We start from the raw sequence: 21,290 nt of genomic DNA on the forward strand, positions 1-21,290 counted from the left end.
AATCCGCCCCCGAAAGGTTCACGCAAGGTTCGCAATCCAAACGGACCGTATCAAGCGGGATTTCCGCGCTGAGTTACGCAGTGGGGATTCCGGTTAAATGGGAGGAAATAATGTTTGAAGTGAAAACCACGCGGCGCGTGGTTCTTGGAGCCGTTGCTGCGGCTGGCCTAGCGTTTTCGATGTCTCCGGCGGTTGCCGGGGGGCATGGGGGTGTCGATTTCAGCGGCAAGACGGTTGAATTCGTGATTCCGTTCTCGGAATCGGGCGGGTCGGCGCGCTGGGCGAACTTCTATGCTCCGCTTCTGAGCGAGGCCCTGCCGGGCAATCCCACTGTCGTCGTCCGCTACCGTCCCGGGGCGGGATCGACCGCGGGGGCGAACTGGTTCCAGGAGCAGGATACCGCGGACGGTACGCTGATCTTCGGCACGTCGGGGTCGACGCAGTTCCCCTATCTGCTGGGCGATCCGCGCGTGCGCTATGAATACAATGACTGGCAGGTCGTGCTTGGTTCGGGCGTTGGTGGCGTTGCCTACCTGCCGCCGGACATGGCCGAAAAGATGGATGGGCTGGATGCGACCGGGCTTCAGGGCACGGATTTCATCTGGGGCAGCCAGGGCGCTACGCGGCTTGACCTGGTGGCGAACCTTGCCTGGAAGATGCTGGGGATGACGGTTGACCCTGTCTTCGGGATCGAGGGCCGCGGCGACGGCCGACTGATGTTCGAACGCGGAGAGGCCAATATCGACTACCAGACCTCGCCGGCCTACCTGCGGTCGGTTGTGCCGATGGTCGAAGAGGGCCTTGCCGCGCCGATGATGACCTGGGGCGCACTGGATAACGATGGCAACATCGTCCGCGACCCGACATTCCCGGAGATCCCCACCTTCAAGGAAGTCTGCGAGGCGACCCCGGCCTGTTCGACCGAGGGCGACGCGTGGGAGGCATGGAAGGCGTTCTTTATCGCCGGCTTCCCGGCACAGAAGATGGTGTTTCTGCCCGGTTCGGCCGATGCCGACGTGGTGGCGACTTACACGAAGGCTTTCGAGGACATCATCGCGCGGCCCGATTTCGCCGAACTCTCGGCGAAGACGCTTGGCGTCTATCCGCAGATGATCGGCCCCGCGGCGGACAAGGCCAAGGCGCTTGCGACGCAGGTCCCGGATTCGGCCAAGGCCTATGTCGTGAACTGGCTTGAGGAAGACTACGGCGTTTCGCTGAAGTAAGCCCATCTGGCCCGGCGCGGGGGACGCGCCGGGCCATTCTTTCGCGGGGCCTGATCCATGGACGTTATCGCAACAGCAGCGCCGGCGCTCGGCGAGGCTCTGGCGCTTATTTTTCAGCCGCAGCAGCTTATGTTCCTGTTCCTGGGCGTGCTGCTGGGCCTGTCGGTCGGGGTGTTCCCGGGGTTGGGCGGCATCGCGGGCCTGTCGCTCGTCTTGCCGTTCATGTTCGGGATGGATCCGGTTTCCGGCCTTGCCCTGATGGTCGGACTTATCGCGGTGGTGCCGACTTCAGATACCTTCGCCTCTGTGCTTCTTGGGATTCCTGGTTCGACGGCGAGCCAGGCCACCGTGCTTGACGGGTTTCCCCTGTCGAAGAAGGGCGAGGCTGCGCGGGCGCTGTCGGCGGCCTTCATCTCGTCCTTGTTCGGAGGGATCCTCGGGGCGATTGTCCTAACTTTCTTCCTTCTGGTGGCGCGGCCCCTGATCCTCGCCTTTGGCTTGCCCGAGATGCTGATGATCACGGTTCTGGGCCTTTCGATGGTTGCGATCCTTGCGGGTCGCATCCCGCTGAAGGGTGTGGCCGCTGCCGGGCTTGGCCTGCTGATCGGGACGATCGGCGAGTCTGACGCCAGCGGCAGCCTGCGAATGGCGAGCTATGACATTCCCTACCTCGTCGACGGGCTGAAGCTCGTGATCGTCGGGCTCGGAATCTTTGCGGTGCCCGAGATTGTGGCGCTGCTGCGCCAGGATCGGGCGATCTCGAAAAGCGGTGGGCTGGGCTCTGGTTGGATGCGCGGGATCAAGGACTGGGCCGCGAACCTGTGGTTATCGGTTCGCTCGGCGGCGATCGGGGTGATTGTAGGTGTAATCCCGGGCCTTGGCGGATCGGTCGTCGACTGGATCACCTATGGCTTCACTGTTCAAGGCGCGAAGGACAAGTCGCAGTTCGGCAAGGGCGATATCCGCGGCGTGATCGGCCCTGAAAGTTCAAACAACGCCAAGGAGGGCGGGGGGCTGGTGCCGACGCTGATCTTCGGCATCCCCGGGTCGGGGTCGATGGCCGTGTTCCTCGGCGGCATCGCGCTTCTGGGCTATGACCCAGGCCCGCACATGGTGCGCCACAACCTCGATATCACCTACACGATCGTATGGTCGCTGGCGCTCGCGAACGTGTTCGGCGCGGGGCTGTGTATCCTTCTTTCGAACCAGATCGCACGGGTCACGACGATCCGGTTCACGCTGGTCGCGCCGTTCCTGTTCATGATCATCTCGTTCGCCGCGTTTCAGTCAGCCCAGACGCTTTGGGATCTGGCCGCGTTGATGGGGATCGGGCTGATCGGGATATTCCTGCGGAGGTTCGAGTGGTCGCGGCCTGCCTTTCTGATCGGGTTTGTTCTGTCGAGCCAGGCGGAATCCTTCGCCAACCAGGCGGTGCAGATCGCGACGCTCCGATTCCGCCGGGGCTTCTGGGATGGGATGGAATACATCGGTTCACCCATCGCCATTGCCATTCTGATCCTGACGGTGATCTCTATCGTGATCGGCATAAGGCAGGGCAAGCAGATCCTCGGGTCGGGTGAGCCGCCAGTGGCGACGCGGCGGGCGCCGCTTGTCTTTCTGGTGATCGTCACTGCCTATGTGGCGATCGCCGTCTGGGATGCGGCGCAGATCAATATCCTGCGCGACAAGATCTTTCCGGTGACGGTCGGGATCGTGACGCTGATCGCCTGCGCGGTCCTGCTTTTTCGCATGGCGCGGGCGCCCGCCGATGACGCCGTCTTCGCCGATCTTGAGGCGGGCCCGGAAGATGGAGGGGCGCCGCATGGACTTTGGAGTACGCTGGGTTGGTTTGGCCTTCTGCTAATCCTGGCCTCGCTTTTGGGCTTCATTCTCGCGCTGGGCGTGTTCTTTGTTCTCTTCCTGCGCATGCGCGCGGGCTGCGGCTGGGTGCAGACCTTGATACTGACCGCAGCCGCAGTTGGGCTCATGTGCCTACTGGGCGGCGTGCTCGGACGTGATTTTCCGCCGGGCCTTCTTCAGGAGTATTTTGATTTGCCATGGCCGCTGACATGATCCAGACCCCCATATCGTTTCACTTTCTGAGGGGCGGTACGTCGCGCGGCCCCTATTTCCGGCGGAGTGATCTGCCTGAAGACCTCGACACTCTGTCGCGTGTTCTGTCGTCGGTGATGGGCGCGGGGCACCCGAATACAATCGATGGACTGGGGGGCGGTGTGGCAGTGACGACGAAGGTGGCGATGCTGAGCCCATCGGAAGAAGCGGGGGCAGATGTCGATTACTTCTTCGCGCAGGTCGACGTAGATTCGCCGAAGGTCGACTACCGGCCGACCTGCGGCAACATGCTGGTGGGTGTGGGCCCTGCGGCGATCGAGATGGGGATCGTGCCTGCGGGCGACCCGGAGACCCGGGTTCGGATACGGGCGGTGAACACAGGGGCGCTGGTCGAGGCGGTGGTGCAGACGCCAGGTGGGCGCGTTCGCTATGATGGTGACGTGGCGATCGACGGGGTAACGGGGACGGCGGCGCCCGTGGCGCTCAATTTCCTGGATGTTGTCGGATCTAAGACCGGCGCGATGTTTCCGACTGGCAATCGGACTGACGTGATCGGCGGCATCCAAGTCTCGTGCGTCGATGTCGCGATGCCGATGATGATCGCGCGAGCCGCGGATTTCGGGATCAGCGGCTATGAGAGCCGTGAGGACCTTGACGCGAATACAGCGCTTTTCGCGCGGATGGAAGCCTTGCGGCTTCAGGCGGGGACACTCATGGGGCTCGGGGATGTAAGCGAGGCGGTGACGCCGAAGATCGGCCTCATAGCGCCGCCCCGGGACGGCGGCCATTTCGCGGTGCGTTACTTCATGCCGTGGTCGACCCATCCGACGGTGGCCGTAACGGGATCGCAATGCCTCGCGGCTTGCGCGATTGCGCCGGGGACGGTGGCCGACGGGATTGCGCGCGATGTCGGGCCGGCGCCGGCTGTTGTGCTTGTGGAGCATCCGTTGGGCAAGCTCGAGGTCACGGTGGACTATGCGATGGAGGGCGAGACTTTGACGTTCCGGTCGGCAGGGCTCGTGCGAACCGCGCGGCTGATTGCGCGCGGTGAGGTTCTGGTGCCCGGGGAGGCGTTCGGATGATTGGAGGCGCGGCGCATGTCTTCGACGTGCTTGCCGCAGCGTTCCGGCAGGAAGATGTTGAGACCTGCTTTGCCCTGATGGGCGACGCGAACATGAACTTCGCCACACGGCTGGGTGAGGCGGGTTGCCGGATGATCTATGTCCGGCATGAGCATTGCGCGGTCGCGGCGGCGATGGCCTACGCAAGGAAGTCGCGCCGGATCGGGGTTGCGACGGTGACCTGCGGGCCGGGCCTGACGCAACTGACCACCGCGCTACCGGCGGCGGTGCGGGCGCAGTTGCCCCTGGTGGTGTTTGCGGGTGAGGCGCCCCTTAAGGCTGGGTGGTACAACCAGGCAATCGACCAGGCGCCGATTGTCAGGGCGACAGGTGCCGCGTATCTGAGCCTACATCTGCCCGAGCGGATGCCTGTGGCGGTGCGCAATGCTTTCCTTCAGGCGAAGCGGGAGCGGCGGCCGGTGGTGCTGGGCGTGCCGTTCGATTTGCAGAACCTGATCTGGGAGGGCGAGGTGGATTTGCCCGTGCCGTCAAAGGCCTTGCTTCCGCAGATGGCGCCGATCCCTCCTAATCCTGAGGATCTGGCGCGCGCGGCTGCCATGATCGACGGAGCAAGGCGGATCGTGGTGATGGCGGGAATGGGCGCGGTGGAGGCAGGGGCTGGCCGCGCTTGCCGGGCTCTGGCCGCGCGGTGCGACGCGCTTCTGGCGACGACGCTGCCCGCGCGCGGGCTGTTTCACGACGATCCGTTTTCGATCGGAATCGCGGGCGGGTTTTCGAGCGATACCGCGCGCGCCTGTTTCGCCGAGGCGGATCTGGTGGTGGCGGTGGGTTGTTCGCTCGCGAGCCACAATTCCGATGCGGGCAAGCTTTGGCCCGGGGCACAGGTGTTGCAGATCGATGTCGATCCCGTGACGGTGAGCCAGGGTCGTGTGGCCGCGAATGCGCATCTGAGGGCGGACGCGCGTTTGGGGGTGGAGATGCTGTCGGAAGTCGTCTCAGAGCGCTCGTCCGACTGGCGGAGTGCTGCCCTGGCCAAACGGATCGCCACCGCGCCCGCCGATGCATCGGTGTTCAGCGGCGAGCCGGGGGTGCACGATCCACGCGATGTTGTGGCCGCGCTGGATGCCGCGCTTCCTTTGGACTGGGAGATGGTGAATTCATCCGGCCATTGTTCCTTTTACTTCGCGCAGATGCCCGGGCGGCCGCAGGAGCGGTTTCTCACGATCCGCGAATTCGGAGCGATCGGAAACGGAATATCCTTCGCCATTGGCGTGGCTGCGGCGCGCCCCGGGGATACCATTGTGATGTTCGACGGGGACGGGAGCCTTCTGATGCATGTGCAGGAACTGGAGACGATCCGGCGGCACGGGTTGAACATCCTCATCGTGGTGCTGAATGACGGGGCCTATGGCTCCGAGATTCACAAGCTTAGGGCGGAGGGTCTTGACGACGGGGGTGCGGTGTTTGGGCGTACGGATCTGGCGGCGATCGCCCGGGGGTTCGGCCTTGGCGGTGAGACGGTGACGGATCTGGGCGAGATACCTCGTCTGGTGGATGGTTTTGCCGAAACCGGTGGGGCGGCAGTGTGGGACATTCCGATTTCCGACAAGGTGTATTCCCCAGTGATACGCAGGGCCCATCCGAATATCGGCGGGCTGGGATGAGTTTCAGCTGGAAGAGTTGGATGAATTATTGTATGCGATAGTATACAATAATTTGATAAGGTTCGCCATGACGAACGATGTTCAGGAGCTATTGGTTGAGGCCGAGCGTTGCCTTCGCGAAGCGCAGCGGCTGATTGCCATTGAAATCTCCTCCTATCCGACGCCGATTTCGGGTTGCGATGCACAGTTCAATCACCTGCTGGCCGAGCGGGCGCGGATCGGCAATGGTCTGGCAATGCTTCGCCGCGAGGTTTTCGTGCCGACGCCGCGTACGCCCTCGCGCCACGCGGGAGTGGAGAGCCGATGAAGGTTCACATCCTCGACGACTGGTTCGATACGCTGCGCACCCTTCCAAGTTTCGCGGCACTCGACGGCCATGAGGTGACGGTCTGGACCGATCACGTGACGGAAACCTCGACGCTGGCGGATCGCCTGAAGGACGCCGAGGCCATCTGTCTGTTCCGCGAGCGCACGGCGATCACCGCCGACCTTCTGGCGCGGCTGCCCAAGCTGAGGCTTATCAGCCAGCGGAGCGTCTATCCGCATGTGGATGTGGCGGCCTGCACTGCGCATGGCGTGGTGTTCTGTTCCAACATGGGGAAACAGGGGCCCTCGGTCGCGGCCGCGGAACTGACCTTCGCCCTGATTCTCGCCTCGGCGCGGCAGATCCCGCAGCAGATGGCCTCGCTTCGGGCCGGAACCTGGCAGATGGGTGTGGGGCAGAGCCTTTGCGGACGACGGCTTGGCCTTTACGGCTACGGACGGATCGGAAAGGCCGTCGCGCGTTATGCCGAGGCCTTCAGGATGGAGGTTGTATGGTGGAGTTCCGAGACCGGGCGTGCACGGGCCGTGGCTGATGGCGCTCAGGTGGCGGAGAGCAGGGACGCGTTCTTTGTCGAGGCGGATTTCGTGAGCGTGCATGTGCGGCTGAAGCCAGAGACGCAGGGGATCATCACGCTGGACGACCTTCTATCGATGAAGCCGACGGCGAGTTTCGTGAACACCTCGCGCGCAGGGCTCGTTGAAGAGGGCGCGCTGATGGCGGCGCTCGAGGCCGGGCGGCCAGGACGGTTGGCGCTTGACGTATTCGAAAAGGAGCCGATCACCGATCCGGACGATCCGCTCGTCAATCACCCAGCCGTCATCGCGACGCCGCATATCGGGTTCGTGACCGAGGATGAACTGAATTCGCAGTTTGCGGAAATCTACGAGCAGATCGTAGCTTATGCGGCTGGCGCGCCAGTGAATGTGATCAATCCCGAAGTGTTGGGGGCGGCGGAAGCGGAGTGAGCGGTATGCTGTCACCATTCCTGCCGCAGGGCCTAACCGAAGGGGCGGCGCTATTCCTTTTGCTGATCAGCTTCCTTGCCTCCTTCATCACTGCGGCGTTCGGGATTGGCGGCGGCGCCCTTCTTCTGGCCTTCATGGCGGCTCTGGTGCCGACGGCCGCGCTGATCCCCGTGCACGGCGTAATCCAGCTTGGATCGAATGCGGGGCGGGTGCTGATCCTGCTTGGGTCCGTACACCGGCCCGCGCTGACCGGGTTCGTGGTCGGATCAGTCGTGGGCAGCATCCTCGGCGGACTGATCGTGGTGGAGCTGCCCGCGAGCGTAGTACAGATCGGGATCGGGCTTTTCGTGATCTGGACGGTTTTTTCCCGGGCGCCCCAGTGGCTGAGGGACATGCCCGTGCTGACCGGCGCGATTTCCAGCTTTTTGACGATGTTCTTTGGCGCAACAGGCCTTTTCGTGGCAAGTTACACGAAATCCTTTGACCTGCCCCGCCACGGGCATGTGGCGACCCACGCGGCGCTGATGACTTTGCAGCACTGTCTGAAGATCGTGGTATTCGGTGTTCTGGGTTTCGCGTTTGGCCAGTGGATCGGCTTTATCGTGATGATGATCGCGGCGGGGTTCGCCGGGACGGTGGCGGGTCGTGTGTCGCTTGACTGGATCGACGAGAAACTGTTCCGTCGGGCGTTGAACACTCTTCTGGTGCTGATCTCGCTGCGGCTGATCCTTGGCGGGCTTGGTGTGATCTAGCAGATCCTGGGCAATTGTTCGCCCACCAACATGTCGACGATCCGGGTGCCGCCGAAAGCGGTACGCATCACAACGGGGACCATGCCGCGGGGCACGGCGCGACCGATGGCAACGGCACCCCGGCCCTCGGGGGTGGCGCGCATGGCGGCAAGGGCGGCATCGGCTTCGTCCGGCGGGACAAAGAGCACAAGTGTGCCCTCGTTGGCGAGGTAGAGAGGATCGAGCCCCAGGATCTCGCATATACCCTTTACCTCGTCGCGCAGCGGCAGGGCGCTTTCGTCGATCTCGATTCCGACCCCCGCCGCATCGGCGATCTCGTTCAGGGCCGAGGCGAGCCCGCCGCGCGTGGCGTCGCGGGCGGCGCGGATGTTCGGGGCGGCGGTCAGTGTCGCCTGCATCAGCCACGCAAGAGATTGGCAGTCGCTTTCGAGGGTGGTGGACAGGGCAAGGTCGCCGCGCGCTGCGAGGATCGCCGCACCGTGATCGCCGAGGACGCCATTTACGATCGCGATGTCGCCGGCGCGTACGGCCTCGGCGCGGAGATCGCAACCGGGGGCGATGACGCCGACGCCTGAGGTGGTGACGAAGAGCCCGTCGGCGGAGCAGCGACCGACGACTTTGGTGTCACCCGTGACGATACGGACGCCCGCCGCCTCTGCCTCGCGCACCATGCTGGCGACGATGCGGCGGAGCAGGGCGATTTCGGTGCCTTCCTCGATAATGAAGGAGGCCGATAGCCAGAGCGGGCGCGCCCCGCCGACGGCGAGGTCGTTCACTGTGCCGCAGACCGCGATCTTGCCGATATCGCCGCCTGGAAACTCGATGGGGGTAACTACGAAACTGTCGGTGGTGAAGGCGAGGCGGGCGCCGGGTTCCTGCAGCGCGGTTGTCATTAGTCGGGCCTGATCCTCCATGCCTGGAGGCTGGAAGTGAGCCGTGAAGACATCTTCGATCAGGTCGCGCATCGCTTTGCCGCCTCCGCCATGGGCGAGGGTGACACGGGTGTCGCGAAGCCGGGAGACGGGCATTGCCATGTTCATTCCGCCGCCTCCATCGCGCGTGCGCCACCGTATTGCCAATATGCGGCGCAGGCGCCTTCGGAAGAGACCATTAGTGCGCCGAGTGGCGTCTCGGGTGTGCAGCCGCGCCCGAATTGCCGGCAGGCGGTAGGTTTCAGCTTGCCCGTCATGACCGAACCGCAGGCGCATCCCTCGGGCTCGTCCACCGGATCGCGCCCGGTGGCCGCGCCATAGCCGATGCCGAATTTCATTTCCGCGTCAAAGGTACTATAGGCGTCGCGGATCCGGAGCCCGCTCTCGTCGATTTCGCCCAAGCCCCGCCATTCGAAGCTGGGGCGGGGTTCGTAGACATCGGCGATGGCGGCTAGGCTTGCGGGGTTGCCGTGTTCCGGCACGACGCGGGCGTATTGGTTTTCGATCTCGGCCCGCCCATCGCGGATCTGTTCAAGGACCATCAGCACCGATTGCAAAAGATCGAGCGGTTCGAAGCCTGAGACGACGAGAGGGCGACCATGCTCTTCAGCGATGAAATCGTAGGGATGGGTGCCGATTACCATCGAGACGTGGCCCGGCCCCACGAAGCCGTCGAGCAGGCAATCGGGATCAGACAGAAGCGCGCGCAGGGGCGGCGGAACAGTGATGTGATTGCAGAAGACGGTGAAGTTGGTGAGCCCCTCGCGCGCGGCCTGCTGGATGGAAAACGCGGTGGAGGGCGTTGTCGTCTCGAAGCCGAGGCCGAAAAACACCACCTCACGGTTCGGATTGCGTCGCGCAAGCTCGAGAGCGTCGAGCGGGGAATAGACCATGCGGATATCGGCCCCATCCGCCTTTGCCTGGATCAGGGACTTACGGGTGCCGGGTACGCGCATCGCATCGCCGAACGTCGTGAAAATCACTTCGGGTCGCTCCACCAGCGTCACGCATTCGTCGACGCGGCTCATCGGCAGGACGCAGACCGGGCAACCGGGGCCGTGTATGAACTCGACCCCTTCGTGCACCAGCTTGTCGAGCCCGTAGCGGAAGATGGCGTGGGTGTGGCCCCCACAGATTTCCATGATGTGGATGGGTCTTTCGCGGGTTGCGCCTATTTCATCGGCCACGCGGTTGATGGCCGCGAGAAGGCCCCTTGCGGCTTTCGGATCACGGAATTCCTCGACATATCTCATGTTCGTTCCTCTGAGAAAGCCCATTCGCCTTCGGCCATCTGGTCCAGCGTTTCCTGTGCTTCGCCAAGACCGCGGAGCGCCTCGAGCGTGGCGGCAGCCTCATCTTCGTCGATGACTGCCATGGCGAAGCCCACGTGAATCAGAACCCACTGACCAACCAGCGCTTCAAGCGCAGCTCCCGTCGATACTGGCGCGAGCGAGACCTCGCGGCGGACGCCGGAGACATCGGCCATGGCCATCATGCGGTCTTCATCGGTGATCTCGGTGATCTGCCCCGGGATGCCCAGACACATGGCTTACTCCTCCTCTGCCGTGGCCGCATGCGGTTCGATTCCGTAGCGGTCGAGCTTTGCGCGCAAGCCAACGCGGCTGAGCCCCAGTTCGGCGGCCGCGCGGCTTTTGTTCCATTTCATCCGCGTCATGGTTTCGCGCAGGATGCGCATTTCCATCATTTCCACGCGGTCTTTTAGCGTGCCGTCCATGGTGCCGAGATCCATGGCGCGGCGATCGGCGCCGGTATCGCCCGGTTCGGCCTGCAGGATATGCCGCGAAATCAGTTCGGGGCCGAGGGTAACATCCTGGGCGACGATCAGCATGCGGATCACCTCGTTCCGGAGTTCGGGCATGTTGCCCGGCCAGTCGTACTGTTCCAGGAAGTCGAGGGCTGCGTCGGAGAAGCCGCGCACGGGCTTGCCATGAGCCTCTGCCGCTTCGTGCAGGAAGCGTTCGGCGAGGCGCGCGATGTCGCCGGGACGGCCGCGCAGGGGGGGTACCTGAAGCTCCGTCACCGACAGCGCGAAATAAAGATCGCTGCGGAAGCGGCCTTCGGCGACAGCGTCGCGCAGATCGATATGAGAGCCCGTCAGGAGCCGTGCGCGTGTGGAGAGGGTTTCGTGACTTCCGACCGGTTGGAATGCCCCTTCACGAACGATCCTGAGAAGGCTCATCTGCATCTCCGGTGACAGCGTGTCGATACCGTTGATGAAAACGGTCCCGCGATCCGCCTTTTGGAGGAGGCCCACGCGCGTCGACTGGACGCCCGCAGCGGCGCCGCGCTTGATCCCGAAGAGTTCCGCCGCGAGGGCGGCGTCTGTGAGGCCTGCGCAGTTCAGCTCAAAGAACGGGCGGTCGGCGCGGAGCGAGCCGTAGTGCATGGCGCGGGCGAGGTTGGTCTTACCCGTTCCCGGTTCTCCCGTGATGAGAACAGGCACGTCGAAACTGGCATACTGGCGTGCCAGCGCAATGATGGTGTTGAGAGAAGAATTTGGCCCGCGAAGCACTTTGTCGAAGCCCAGACCTTCTTGCAGGAGGCGGCGCTTGTCCTCGAGCTTGGCGGAGGCCGCGCTGCCGAGGTAGCGCATTTCGAGAGTCATGCGCTCGTGATCGCGGGCAAGTTCAAAAAGCCGGGTGGCGTTTCTGACCGCCATAAGAAGCTGATCGGGATGCCAGGGCTTGGTGATGAACTGGTAGATGCCGGCCTCGTTGATCGCCTCGATCATGTCGTTTGTTTCGGTGTAGCCGGTGACGATGATGCGAACGGTTTCGGGCCAGCGGTCCCGAACTTCCGTCAGAAGCTCGATCCCCGTCTTGCCGGGCATCCGCTGATCAGAGATCACGACCTGCACCCAGTGTTCTTCCATATGTGCCCAGGCTTCCGTGGCATTGGCGGCCTCGAGCACGGTGAAATCGTCTTCGAGCGCCATACGCATCGCGGCGACGGAATGGGGCTCGTCGTCGATGACAAGGATCGTTGGAAGAGCGCGGGCGGCCATTACTCTGCCGCCCGTTTCGTGCGCTTGGCCTGGGTCTCGGCCTTCAGCCAGGCGATCCAGCGGCCCATGCCCTCGCCTGTGCGGGCGGAGAGGCGGATCACCTCGATCAGCGGGTTCACGCGTCGCAGGTTCGCCTCGTAAAGATCGAGATCGACATCGCAATGGGGCGCGAGATCGACCTTGTTGAGGATGGCAAGCCGGGAGGCAGTGAACATGTCGGGGTATTTCAGCGGCTTGTCCTCACCCTCGGTGACGCTGAGGATCGCGACCTTTGCATCCTCGCCGAGGTCGAACGAGGCGGGGCAGACAAGGTTACCCACGTTCTCGATGAAGAGCGTGGTGCAACGGGAGGGATCAAGACGGTCGATCGCGTGGCCCACCATGTGGCCGTCGAGGTGGCAGCCCTTGCCGGTGTTGATCTGGAGTGCGGGGGCGCCGGTGGCGCGGATGCGGTCAGCGTCGTTCGTGGTTTGCTGATCGCCTTCGATCACCGCGACAGGCCCTTCCATCTCGCCAATGGTTCGGCAAAGAAGCGTGGTCTTACCCGATCCGGGAGAGGAGACGAGGTTGACGGCGAAAGCGTCGATCTCGGCGAGGCGGGCGCGGTTTCGGGCGGCATGGGCATCGTTTTCTGAAAGGATGCCAGTTTCGATTTCGATCAACCGTTCCTGGCTTATCCCCGGGACGCTGACGCCGGCCGGGCCCTGGCCGTAGTGGATGTCGGTACCATGGTGATGGTGGCCATGGTTGGCGTGATGGTGATGATTGTGATGGTGTTCGAGCGTACCATCGCTGCATCCGCAAACCGTGCACATCAGACGACCTCCATATCCTTGATCCGCATCTCATCCCCGCTTTCCGGCAGAAGCCGTCCGCTCCCGCAATCCGGGCAGGGATCGAGCCGGTCGGCGATCTCGACACTTTTCATGCAGTCGAAGCATGTCGCCTTCCCAGGCAAGTCGATGAATTCGAGGGCTGCGCCCTCGGCCTTGGAGCCGCGCATCACGACCTCCCAGGCAAAGCTGAGCGCATCTTTTTCCACGCTAGAGAAGCGTCCAAGTTCCAGGCGAACGCGAGTGACGCGGGCGATATCTGGCGCGCTGGCAGCCTGATCCACGACACGGCGGATGCCTTCGCAGAGCGACATCTCATGCATGCTGGACCTCCCTGATCCGAACCGGGCTGCACGGATCCAGAATATCCAGAAGTAGGGGCCCCAGTCCCGCCTTTATTGCAGGCAGGCTGGACAGCGCGCGCTCCAGCACGCCGCCGGGCTTGAGGAGGTGATCGGTGGGCGTGATACGGTCGAGGGTGGTGACAGTGCCGTCTTCGGTTCCGATCCGGACGCCATACAGGCCACGGGCAGCAGGCACGATGGCTTCGCCGGAGCGGGGAGTGCGGACCGGAGGAACGATGCCGCGCACTAGATCGTCGATGTCGTAGAGCCGTGCGGCAGCGCGCCAGAGGGGGCCGCAGCCCGTGGCGGCAGCGATCCCAGCCATGGCGGGGTGTGTGGCCTGGCGGGCGGCGACGGAATTGTCCTGTGTTGCGGCGGTCCAGATCGTTTCGTGTTCGACGGCGGGTACATCGGCTGTGGCCTCGCCCGTGGCAAAGCAACCCGCGATGCCGGAGAGAACGCCTGCGGCGCCTTGACCGCCTCGGAGAAAGGCGAAGAAATCGGCGGAAGTGGCTGGTGCAGCGCCGGCCGGCCCGAAGACCGCGTGGCGCAGGGCGGTGCCGCCATCCGCCCAGCTGTCCGGTAACGGAAAGGGAGATTGGCCGAAGAAGGCGGGCCAGGAGACGTGAAGTTTAAGCAGGTGATCGCGCAGGGTCTCACGGGCAATCCCGTCTGTGGAGACGGGATGTCCAAGGGCCGCATCAACAGCTGCGCCTTGCGCGGCACGGCAGAGGTTGAAGAGCCGGGGCAGAAGGGCCGCCACCTCTTCAACCCGACGTCCCGTCACAAGTTGCGCCACTGGGAGCCCGGGTCTGGCCTCTGCTACGAGGCGCGGGGTACGGGGGGCGTCGAGCATCAGACTGCGGTGTCCTTCGCCGCGAGCCCGCCGGTAATTACCGCGCGGCGAGATGGGGTGGGATCGGCGGGCGCCTCCTCGGGCGTGAGTTCGGCGACGCGGCGTGCGCGGATATCGGCGGCGCGATCGGTTTCCGCGCGATGGGTGGGATCGAAGAGCGCCGTCATCACAGCCTCCGCCACATCGGTTGCGTCTTTCTGTGAGTTAAAATCTCCCATTGGTGAGAAAAGTGAGCAGGCCTTGTAGCCCCCCGTCAACTCACGGGAGTTATGGAGAAATTCGTAGTCGCCCGAGGGGAAACGGATCACCTCACGGGTGCCTGGAGCAAGCCGGGACCAGTCTTCACCATTGGGCATAAGGATAAGATTCATGAACCACGGGCTGACGAGCACGCCCAGGATCATACCTTCGTGCCGGCGGAAGCCCACAGCCTCGACGTGTAGCGCGGTGTTCGCGAGCGGCACGCCACGCATCGTGGAATGCCAGACTTCGGTGAAATCGGCGACGAGACGGCCCGTGGCGTCGCGCAAGACCGCCTCGTCAGCGAATGCCTGGGAGCCCGGATCCTCAAGCACCATGAACTGTTCTTTCGGCGCGCTGCATGTAGGGCACGACCAGTCACCGGGCAGATCGGTGAACGCCGTGCCAGGTGAAACCTGGCGGAAATCATCGCCTTCGACCGGGTCGTAGGGCGTCCAGCAAATCTTGCATTCCATGATCGCGTGGGGGCTGATCTTGGCGGCGGCGCCGAGGAAGGAGCCTTCGAAGCGGGTCATCGCATCGCCTCCAGCACATCGAGAAGGCGCGCGCCGCTTTCGGCGAGGTCTTCGGCGGCGGCGAGGGCGACCTCGGGCATCGCCGTAACTTCGAACGTGTCGAGGATGAGTGTATCCATGGCGTTGAAGAACTGTACGCGCCAGACAAAGGGTAGGGTCGTGGCGCGGACGCGGCAGTTGCCGTAGCCGCGCGACAGGATGTCGGTGGAGCCGTGGCCGAGGCGCTGATCGAGCCAGACGAGATCCTCCTCGGTGTGGGGTAACAGGCTGAGGTTGATGACGTGAAGGTTGCCTGAAAAGCCCTCGCTCTTGCCCTCGAGTTCGGCGAGGAGCGCCGGGGCGTTCACGACGCCGTCGCGCAAGGGAAGGTCGCGGCGGGCAACGGTCGGGACAAAGGCACGGATGTGGGCAGCCTCCGGAACATGGCCGATTTCGATCCGGTCAATGCCCGCGCCGGTCACGCCCCAGATGCCCGCGAAGACGCTTTCCTGAACCGACAGGGCCGGAAGGCCCCTGAGCTTCATCGCCACTTCGCCCTCGCCCATGGTTTCGGCGATGAGGCGACGGTTCTGGGTGTCGAGAGGCAGAAGATCGAAGATCGCTGGGGGGGCGCCTGCCGCACTCCTCCGTGCGGCCTCGGCGATCTCGGCCATCAGCGCCATGGCGGGGGCGACCGTATCCGTCGCTTCGATCATCGGAACGTGGGGCGCGTATGTTCGCATGTCGGCGGGCATTTCTAGGTAATCCAGCGCCGCACCATCGGGTTCGGATTGCGATCCGGGGCCGAAGCGGGGAATGGGAAAGTCGTTGCTCATGCGATGCTCCGGGATCAGGCGGCGACAGGATGGTCGAGAAGGCGGGCGGTGCGGCGCATGTAGTCGTCCCAGTCGCGCACCTTGGCGATGCCGCCCAGGCAGGCCCCGTCGCGGTAGAAGACGAGCGCGGGCGTCTTGTTGATGCCCGAGCTTTCCTTCACATGCCCCTCGGTTTCGGTGGACACCACAGCGCAGTCGAACCTGCCCTGAAAGGCGGTACAAAGCTCCGGCAGGATCACGGCGACGTCCGCGGTTTCGAGATTGCGCTCCCAGTCGCCCGGCACAAACAGCACATGGGCGCCGGGCCGACGGGTCCATGTCAGCAGGTCTTCTTCGGAGGACAGGCAGGGCCAGCCGAGTTCGGTGGTCAGGCGGTTAATCAGAGGATGTTCCATGGTGCTTGGTCTCCTTAGGCTTCGGTTCTCCCGTCCGCGAGCGCGGCGGCGAGGTGGGGCGGGAGGACTGGCCCCTTATCTTCCAGATCCGAAAAGGCGTCGCCGAGGGAACCGCCTTTCATCAGGCGTTCGAGCCCCCGGAGCGCAGCGCTGATCTTTGCCGCTTCGTCTTCGCTCAGCACCTCGCGGGCGGCGCCGAGGAAGGTAAGGATCCAGGTGCCGGGGCCCACGGGACCCGTCAACGACAGATCCACGGTTTCCGTGCGCGTGCCGTCGGAGGCAACGGCGATTAGCCCGTCGGCAGAGACAATCCTCAGCGGTATGCCGACGCACATCAGCGGCGCTCCCCAGCGCCGGGGAGGAAACGGGCGTCGCCGGTACGGCAGGCCTCTTCGGCGGAGGGCCGGCCCGCTTCGTAGGCCGCTTGCCGGATCGAACCGTCGGCGAGGTCGTTTGTCGGGGTTTGCCCCGGTATGGACGGGAAGCCCCTGTCGGCAAGCCAGTCGCAGGCAATGTCCAGCGCCTCGGGGATGCGGGCGGCCACAACATCACGAAGGCCACCGCCGTAATCCTCAAGCTCCTCGGGCTGGCAGCCGACGAGAAGAAGCTCGCCCGGACAGCGGTCCAGAAGCTCGGCCGTGGCGATGACATCTTGAAATCCCGTCTGGTGGAGGCTCATCTTCTTGGCGCCGAGAAAGCGTGGCACCTCGGCGCCCTCCACGACCTTCATGCTGCCGGGGGCAAGGCCGTAATCCACCGCGTCGAAGACGACGAGGATGTCGGCTTCTTCGAGGAACGGCAGGAGATAGAGGCCCTGTGTGCCGCCATCCACGAGCGCGACGTCACCCGCAAAGGCCCGGCTTTGGGCAAGCGCTTCTACGCACCGGACGCCGAAACCTTCGTCTGCCCAGAGCACGTTGCCAATTCCGAGTATGAGTGCACAGGTCATGTCTCGTCTGTCCTCCCTCGTGGCGCAGCTCCATTCCAGCCGGTTGCGCTGGTGCCAGTCTTGTCGATTGGAGCGCGGATCGGATGCGAAATGAACGGTGTCTAAAATTTTCGCATAAAATTATGATATAAATAGATCTTTCGTTGATATCGGAAGCTCCGGGATTGAACTTGATGCAAACAAATGTTCCGGAATTTCATTCAGATGGCAATTAGAGTTTCACTAGTGGAAACGGGTGCCGCTGCGCCCGTTCGTTTTGCTTGCCGATTCGAGAGCATTAATCCACCCGGTCATCCTTGAACGTGCGAGTGCCCGAGATCATCGTCGAAACCATGGATTGGCGGCTCATGATGTCTTCGCGAACCGCGGCGTAGATGTGGATCATCATGAAGATTACTATGAACCACATGCCGAGGTGGTGGATCTGGTGCAAAACCAAGGTATTGCCGACCGCCGCGATCAGGGGATCGAGAAGGGTGTAGAGCCAGCTGTCCCGTCCCAGACCCTCGGCATACATCGCAAATCCCGTCACGATCATGAATGTCAGCCCGACCGTCATGAAGAAGAACATTGCGATTTGCGCCAGCGGGTTGTGGCCCACGTATTTCTTGGGCGTCCTTTCGAGGAAGGCGTACCAGTGAATTTCGTGCCAAACTTCTACCCACCAGTCGCGGCGGTGGATCGGAAGCATGAACATCTGCCGGGCGTGGGAATTGCCCACGAAGGCCCAGTAGATGCGACCGAAAAAACCGACGGTCATGATCATCGCTGCTGCGAAATGGGCGAAGCGGATGTAGCCGAATACAAACTGGTGTGTTGCCTCTGAGATTTCCATGGTGGGTGGGGGTGAGCCGATGAAATAGCCGGTCACGATCAGTACCAAGATGGAAGCTGCGTTTAACCAGTGCCAGAGGCGCACGGGTGCCTCGTAGACATAAACACTTGTCCGACGCTCCATGGTGGCGCGGTCGGCGTCGGTGGCGTCTCCGGTCAGGAGATCCGCCTCGCGCGAGGGTTGGAATTCGGTTTCGGGGGCGTTCATTGGCGCGACCTCTTCAAAAGGGCGAGGAGAAGCCCCGCGCCGATGAGGGCGGCCAGCACGACGAAACTGCCGTGATAGCCGCAATGGGCGGTTTGCGCCAATTTTGGGTGGCCGCCATGGGCCAATGCATATCCAGGCCAAGCCGCCGGAAGCAGAACGAGACGTTTCATTTCTTCATCCCTCCTCAGCGGACCTTCACGGTGATCAGTTCCTCGCCATCGGGCGACATCACGTGAGTCGAGCAGGCCAGGCACGGATCGAAGCTGTGCAGTGTTCGCAGGATTTCGACCGGTTCCTCGGGGCGTTCCACTTTCGTGTTCATAAGCGCCGCCTCGAAGGCGCCGATATTGCCTGCCATGTCGCGGGGCGAGCCGTTCCATGTTGTCGGCACCACGCATTGATAGTTCTCGATCCGGCCATCCTTGACTTTGATCCAGTGGCCGAGCGCGCCGCGCGGTGCTTCCGTCATGCCCACGCCTTGCGCCTCCTTTGGCCATGTTGACGGATCCCACTTGGCCACGTTCGCCGTACTTTCGTCGCCGGCCCTGATATTGGCCACGAGTTTGTCGAAGAAGTGCTTTTGCAGCCGCCCGCAATACTCGGATTCAAGCGCGCGAGCCGCGGTTCTGCCAAGGGTCGAGAACAGGGCGGAAACAGGCAGCTCCATCGTTCGCAAGAGCCCGTCGACCTGGTTCGTGATGTCTTCGTGCCCAGAGGCGTAGCCGACGATGTAGCGGGCCAGGGGACCCACCTCCATCGCGTTTCCCTTCCAGCGTGGTGCCTTGATCCAGGAATACTTCGCGCCTTCGTCGATTTCCTCGATGTTGGTGCGGCTGCCCTTGGCGTTCGGCCCTAGTTCGAACCGTGCTTCGGTGACGCCCTCCCAAGGGTGCAGCCCCTTGCCCGGTTCCTCATAATCGTACCAGCTGTGATCCACGAATTCCTGTATCTGTTCGGGATCGCGGACATCGACCTCGTGCACCTCGTTGAGATTGCCGTTCACGATGGCGCCGCGGGGCAGGTGAAGCTGCCCGGGGCTGAAATCGTTCGCGTGTTCGGGGATGTCCCCGTAGGCAAGCACCGATTTGCCGGATAGCCCACCGCCATACAGCCAATCCTTGTAGAAGCCGCCAATCGCAATCACGTCGGGAATATAGACGTTGTTGTTGAACGCGATGCATTGGTCGATGATCGAGCTGACCTGGTTAAGGACGGACATGTTGATCGCGCCGACCGCGCCCGTGGAATGGACGTTGATCGGGCAGGGCACGCCGCCTACCAGCCAGTTCGGATGTGGGTTCTTGCCGCCGAAGATCGTGTGGATCTTGCAGATGTCCTTCTGCAAATCGAGCGCTTCGAGATAGTGGGTTGTGGCCATGAGATCCGCTTCGGGCGGAAGCTTATAGGCGGGGTTGTCCCAGTAGCCATTCTTGAAGATGCCAAGCTGGCCCGACTCTACGAACGCCTTGAGCCGGTTCTGCACGTCCCGGAAATAGCCGGGCGAGGATAGGGGGTGCGAGGGGCTGACAGCCTGCTGAAGCTCGCTTGTGGCCTTCGGATCGGCGCGAAGCGCGTTCACCGGGTTCACCCAGTCGAGCGCATGCAGATGGTAGAAATGCACGATGTGGTCGTGGATCTGCAGGTTGAGCTGCATCATGTTCCGGATCGAGTTGGCGTTTTCCGGAATGGTGATGCCGAGCGCATCCTCGACAGCGCGCACGGAGGTGAGCGCATGGGTGCCGGTGCAGACCCCGCAGATGCGTTCGGTGAAGGCCCAGGCGTCGCGGGGATCGCGACCCTTCAGGATCACCTCGAGCCCGCGCCACATCGTGCCGGTCGAGACCGCGTTGGTGATGATGTTGTTTTCGTCGACGTTCACTTCGCAGCGCATGTGGCCTTCGATGCGGGTGACCGGATCAACGACGACCCGCTGGCCGGAATTATCGAGCGTGAAGCCGTTTGGGGTTTGGATGACCATGGTTTACGCCTCCTCGCTTGCGGACGGGATGTTCTGGGATTTCTTTTGCGCGGATTTGAGCGCCGAGACGGCGGTGTGAAGCGCGATACCGCCGCCGACCACGCCGGCAGCGGCGAGGCCCACCTGATCGGCATTCGCTTCGACCCCGAACTGGGTGAGATCGGTCACGCGGTTGTAGAAGCTGCCCTGATCCCAGAACCCGTCTTCTGAACATCCGATGCACCCATGACCCGACTGGATCGGGAAGGAGGTGCCCTGGTTCCAGCGAACGGTGGAGCAGGCATTGTAGGTTGTCGGGCCCTTGCAGCCGACTTTGTAAAGGCAGTAGCCCTTGCGCGCGTTTTCGTCGTCCCATTCCTCGACGAACTGACCGGCATCGAAGTGGGGGCGGCGATAGCATTTGTCGTGGATGCGCTGTCCGTAGAACATCGCCGGGCGCCCCTGGCGGTCGAGCTCCGGCAGACGGTCGAAGGTGAGCATATAGGTGATAACGCCGGTCATGACCTCGGCGATGGGTGGGCAGCCCGGAACCTTGATGATCGACTTGTCGGTGATGACCTTGTGCACGGGCGTGGCCTGGGTCGGGTTCGGTTTCGCGGCCTGAACACAACCATAGGAAGCACAGGCCCCCCAGCTGATGATTGCCTTGGCATCCTTTGCGACGTGGCGGAGCTGTTCGACGAATGGCCGGCCTGCATTGATGCAGAACATGCCGTCTTCATTCAGAGGCGGGTTGCCTTCTACGGCGAGGATGTAATTGCCCTTGTATTTCTCGATCGCTTCTTCCAGCGCCGCCTCGGCGGCGTGGCCCGCGGCGGCCATCAGCACGTGGCTGTAATCGAGCGAGATCATCGACAGCACCACGTCCTTTGCGAGTGGATGGGAACCGCGGATGAAGCTTTCCGAACAGCAGGTGCATTCCAAGCCGTTGATCCAGATCACCGGCGTGCGGGGCTTGGTTTCCATCGCGTGGGCGATCTGTGGCACGAAGGCAGGACCCAGCCCGAGGGCTGACGCGGTCAGCGAACAGTACTTCATGAAGCTGCGCCGGGTGATCCCCTGTCGCCGCATCACATCGTAGAAGGTTTCGATCTGGCTCAAGGCTGGCCCTCCTCCGGCTTCGAATCGGTCGGGTGCAAAGCGGTTCCGCATCCCTCAGGGGGCAGGATTGCGGCATGCTTCCGTATGCGATAGGGAAACCGCAGGAGCGCGTGAGGGTGCCTAAGATTCTGAATTAAATAAGTTTTTTATTTTGGCGCGT

General features: G+C 63.1%; 23 protein-coding genes. 7 read left to right on the plus strand and 16 right to left on the minus strand.

The window, feature by feature from the left end; all coding sequences use genetic code 11:
- The first annotated feature begins 110 nt into the window (after positions 1–110).
- From RXV90_RS18775 to RXV90_RS18805, 7 genes are all read left to right on the plus strand, one after another.
- Entirely contained in the window at positions 111–1,223 is a 1,113-nt protein-coding gene (locus tag RXV90_RS18775; RefSeq protein WP_316650566.1) for a tricarboxylate transporter, read from the plus strand.
- 57 nt (positions 1,224–1,280) lie between these two features.
- Positions 1,281–3,296 carry a tripartite tricarboxylate transporter permease gene (locus RXV90_RS18780; protein ID WP_316650568.1) on the plus strand — a complete coding sequence of 672 codons (2,016 nt, stop codon included), beginning with the start codon at positions 1,281–1,283 and terminating at the stop codon, positions 3,294–3,296.
- Positions 3,293–4,378 (plus strand): 4-oxalomesaconate tautomerase, encoded by a 1,086-nt coding sequence (locus RXV90_RS18785; RefSeq protein WP_316650570.1) that lies wholly within the window; start codon positions 3,293–3,295, stop codon positions 4,376–4,378. The genes RXV90_RS18780 and RXV90_RS18785 overlap by 4 nt, the downstream gene beginning before the upstream one ends.
- A complete protein-coding gene (locus RXV90_RS18790; RefSeq protein WP_316650572.1) occupies positions 4,375–6,042 on the plus strand; it encodes a thiamine pyrophosphate-binding protein in 1,668 nt (555 codons plus the stop codon). Before RXV90_RS18785 ends, RXV90_RS18790 begins: the two co-directional genes overlap by 4 nt.
- A gap of 67 nt (positions 6,043–6,109) precedes the next feature.
- Positions 6,110–6,349: a hypothetical protein gene (locus RXV90_RS18795; RefSeq protein WP_316650574.1), complete on the plus strand. Its 240-nt coding sequence runs from the start codon at positions 6,110–6,112 to the stop codon at positions 6,347–6,349.
- Positions 6,346–7,332 carry a D-2-hydroxyacid dehydrogenase family protein gene (locus tag RXV90_RS18800; RefSeq protein WP_316650576.1) on the plus strand — a complete coding sequence of 329 codons (987 nt, stop codon included), beginning with the start codon at positions 6,346–6,348 and terminating at the stop codon, positions 7,330–7,332. Before RXV90_RS18795 ends, RXV90_RS18800 begins: the two co-directional genes overlap by 4 nt.
- A 5-nt stretch (positions 7,333–7,337) precedes the next feature.
- Positions 7,338–8,084, plus strand: coding sequence for a sulfite exporter TauE/SafE family protein (locus tag RXV90_RS18805; protein WP_316650577.1), 747 nt, complete (start codon positions 7,338–7,340; stop codon positions 8,082–8,084).
- On the opposite strand, the gene hypE is transcribed toward RXV90_RS18805, so the two are convergent.
- From hypE to RXV90_RS18885, 16 genes are all read right to left on the minus strand, one after another.
- Positions 8,081–9,124, minus strand: a complete 1,044-nt coding sequence (hypE, locus tag RXV90_RS18810; protein ID WP_316650579.1) for a hydrogenase expression/formation protein HypE — start codon at positions 9,122–9,124, stop codon at positions 8,081–8,083. The two genes, RXV90_RS18805 and hypE, sit on opposite strands and share 4 nt — an antisense overlap.
- Positions 9,121–10,269: a hydrogenase formation protein HypD gene (gene hypD / locus RXV90_RS18815; protein ID WP_316650581.1), complete on the minus strand. Its 1,149-nt coding sequence runs from the start codon at positions 10,267–10,269 to the stop codon at positions 9,121–9,123. Before hypD ends, hypE begins: the two co-directional genes overlap by 4 nt.
- Positions 10,266–10,562, minus strand: a complete 297-nt coding sequence (locus RXV90_RS18820; protein WP_316650583.1) for a HypC/HybG/HupF family hydrogenase formation chaperone — start codon at positions 10,560–10,562, stop codon at positions 10,266–10,268. Before RXV90_RS18820 ends, hypD begins: the two co-directional genes overlap by 4 nt.
- 3 nt (positions 10,563–10,565) lie before the next feature.
- On the minus strand, positions 10,566–12,041 hold the full coding sequence (locus tag RXV90_RS18825; protein ID WP_316650585.1) for a sigma-54-dependent transcriptional regulator: 1,476 nt from the start codon (positions 12,039–12,041) through the stop codon (positions 10,566–10,568).
- Positions 12,041–12,856, minus strand: a complete 816-nt coding sequence (gene hypB / locus RXV90_RS18830; protein WP_316650587.1) for a hydrogenase nickel incorporation protein HypB — start codon at positions 12,854–12,856, stop codon at positions 12,041–12,043. Before hypB ends, RXV90_RS18825 begins: the two co-directional genes overlap by 1 nt.
- The gene (gene hypA / locus RXV90_RS18835; protein ID WP_316650589.1) at positions 12,856–13,197 is read right to left on the minus strand and encodes a hydrogenase maturation nickel metallochaperone HypA; all 342 of its coding nucleotides are present in this window, start codon (positions 13,195–13,197) and stop codon (positions 12,856–12,858) included. Before hypA ends, hypB begins: the two co-directional genes overlap by 1 nt.
- Complete coding sequence (locus RXV90_RS18840) at positions 13,190–14,074, minus strand: hydrogenase expression/formation protein HupK (protein ID WP_316650591.1); 885 nt, start codon at positions 14,072–14,074, stop codon at positions 13,190–13,192. Before RXV90_RS18840 ends, hypA begins: the two co-directional genes overlap by 8 nt.
- Positions 14,074–14,850, minus strand: coding sequence for a [NiFe]-hydrogenase assembly chaperone HybE (gene hybE, locus RXV90_RS18845; RefSeq protein WP_316650593.1), 777 nt, complete (start codon positions 14,848–14,850; stop codon positions 14,074–14,076). Before hybE ends, RXV90_RS18840 begins: the two co-directional genes overlap by 1 nt.
- Positions 14,847–15,665, minus strand: a complete 819-nt coding sequence (locus tag RXV90_RS18850) for a hydrogenase expression/formation protein (protein WP_316650596.1) — start codon at positions 15,663–15,665, stop codon at positions 14,847–14,849. The genes hybE and RXV90_RS18850 overlap by 4 nt, the downstream gene beginning before the upstream one ends.
- Before the next feature lie 14 nt (positions 15,666–15,679).
- On the minus strand, positions 15,680–16,060 hold the full coding sequence (locus tag RXV90_RS18855; protein WP_316650598.1) for a thioredoxin domain-containing protein: 381 nt from the start codon (positions 16,058–16,060) through the stop codon (positions 15,680–15,682).
- 14 nt (positions 16,061–16,074) lie between these two features.
- Complete coding sequence (locus RXV90_RS18860; RefSeq protein WP_316650600.1) at positions 16,075–16,395, minus strand: HypC/HybG/HupF family hydrogenase formation chaperone; 321 nt, start codon at positions 16,393–16,395, stop codon at positions 16,075–16,077.
- Positions 16,395–17,009, minus strand: a complete 615-nt coding sequence (locus RXV90_RS18865; RefSeq protein ID WP_316650602.1) for a HyaD/HybD family hydrogenase maturation endopeptidase — start codon at positions 17,007–17,009, stop codon at positions 16,395–16,397. Before RXV90_RS18865 ends, RXV90_RS18860 begins: the two co-directional genes overlap by 1 nt.
- A 277-nt stretch (positions 17,010–17,286) precedes the next feature.
- Positions 17,287–18,051: a Ni/Fe-hydrogenase, b-type cytochrome subunit gene (gene cybH, locus RXV90_RS18870; RefSeq protein WP_316650604.1), complete on the minus strand. Its 765-nt coding sequence runs from the start codon at positions 18,049–18,051 to the stop codon at positions 17,287–17,289.
- Positions 18,048–18,221 carry a hypothetical protein gene (locus RXV90_RS18875; protein WP_316650607.1) on the minus strand — a complete coding sequence of 58 codons (174 nt, stop codon included), beginning with the start codon at positions 18,219–18,221 and terminating at the stop codon, positions 18,048–18,050. The genes cybH and RXV90_RS18875 overlap by 4 nt, the downstream gene beginning before the upstream one ends.
- Before the next feature lie 14 nt (positions 18,222–18,235).
- Entirely contained in the window at positions 18,236–20,029 is a 1,794-nt protein-coding gene (locus RXV90_RS18880; RefSeq protein WP_316650609.1) for a nickel-dependent hydrogenase large subunit, read from the minus strand.
- A gap of 3 nt (positions 20,030–20,032) precedes the next feature.
- Positions 20,033–21,130, minus strand: a complete 1,098-nt coding sequence (locus tag RXV90_RS18885) for a hydrogenase small subunit (protein WP_316650611.1) — start codon at positions 21,128–21,130, stop codon at positions 20,033–20,035.
- Positions 21,131–21,290: the final 160 nt, after the last annotated feature.

The sequence above is a fragment of the Ovoidimarina sediminis genome (genome assembly GCF_032586175.1).
Taxonomy (GTDB): domain Bacteria; phylum Pseudomonadota; class Alphaproteobacteria; order Rhodobacterales; family Rhodobacteraceae; genus Ovoidimarina; species Ovoidimarina sediminis.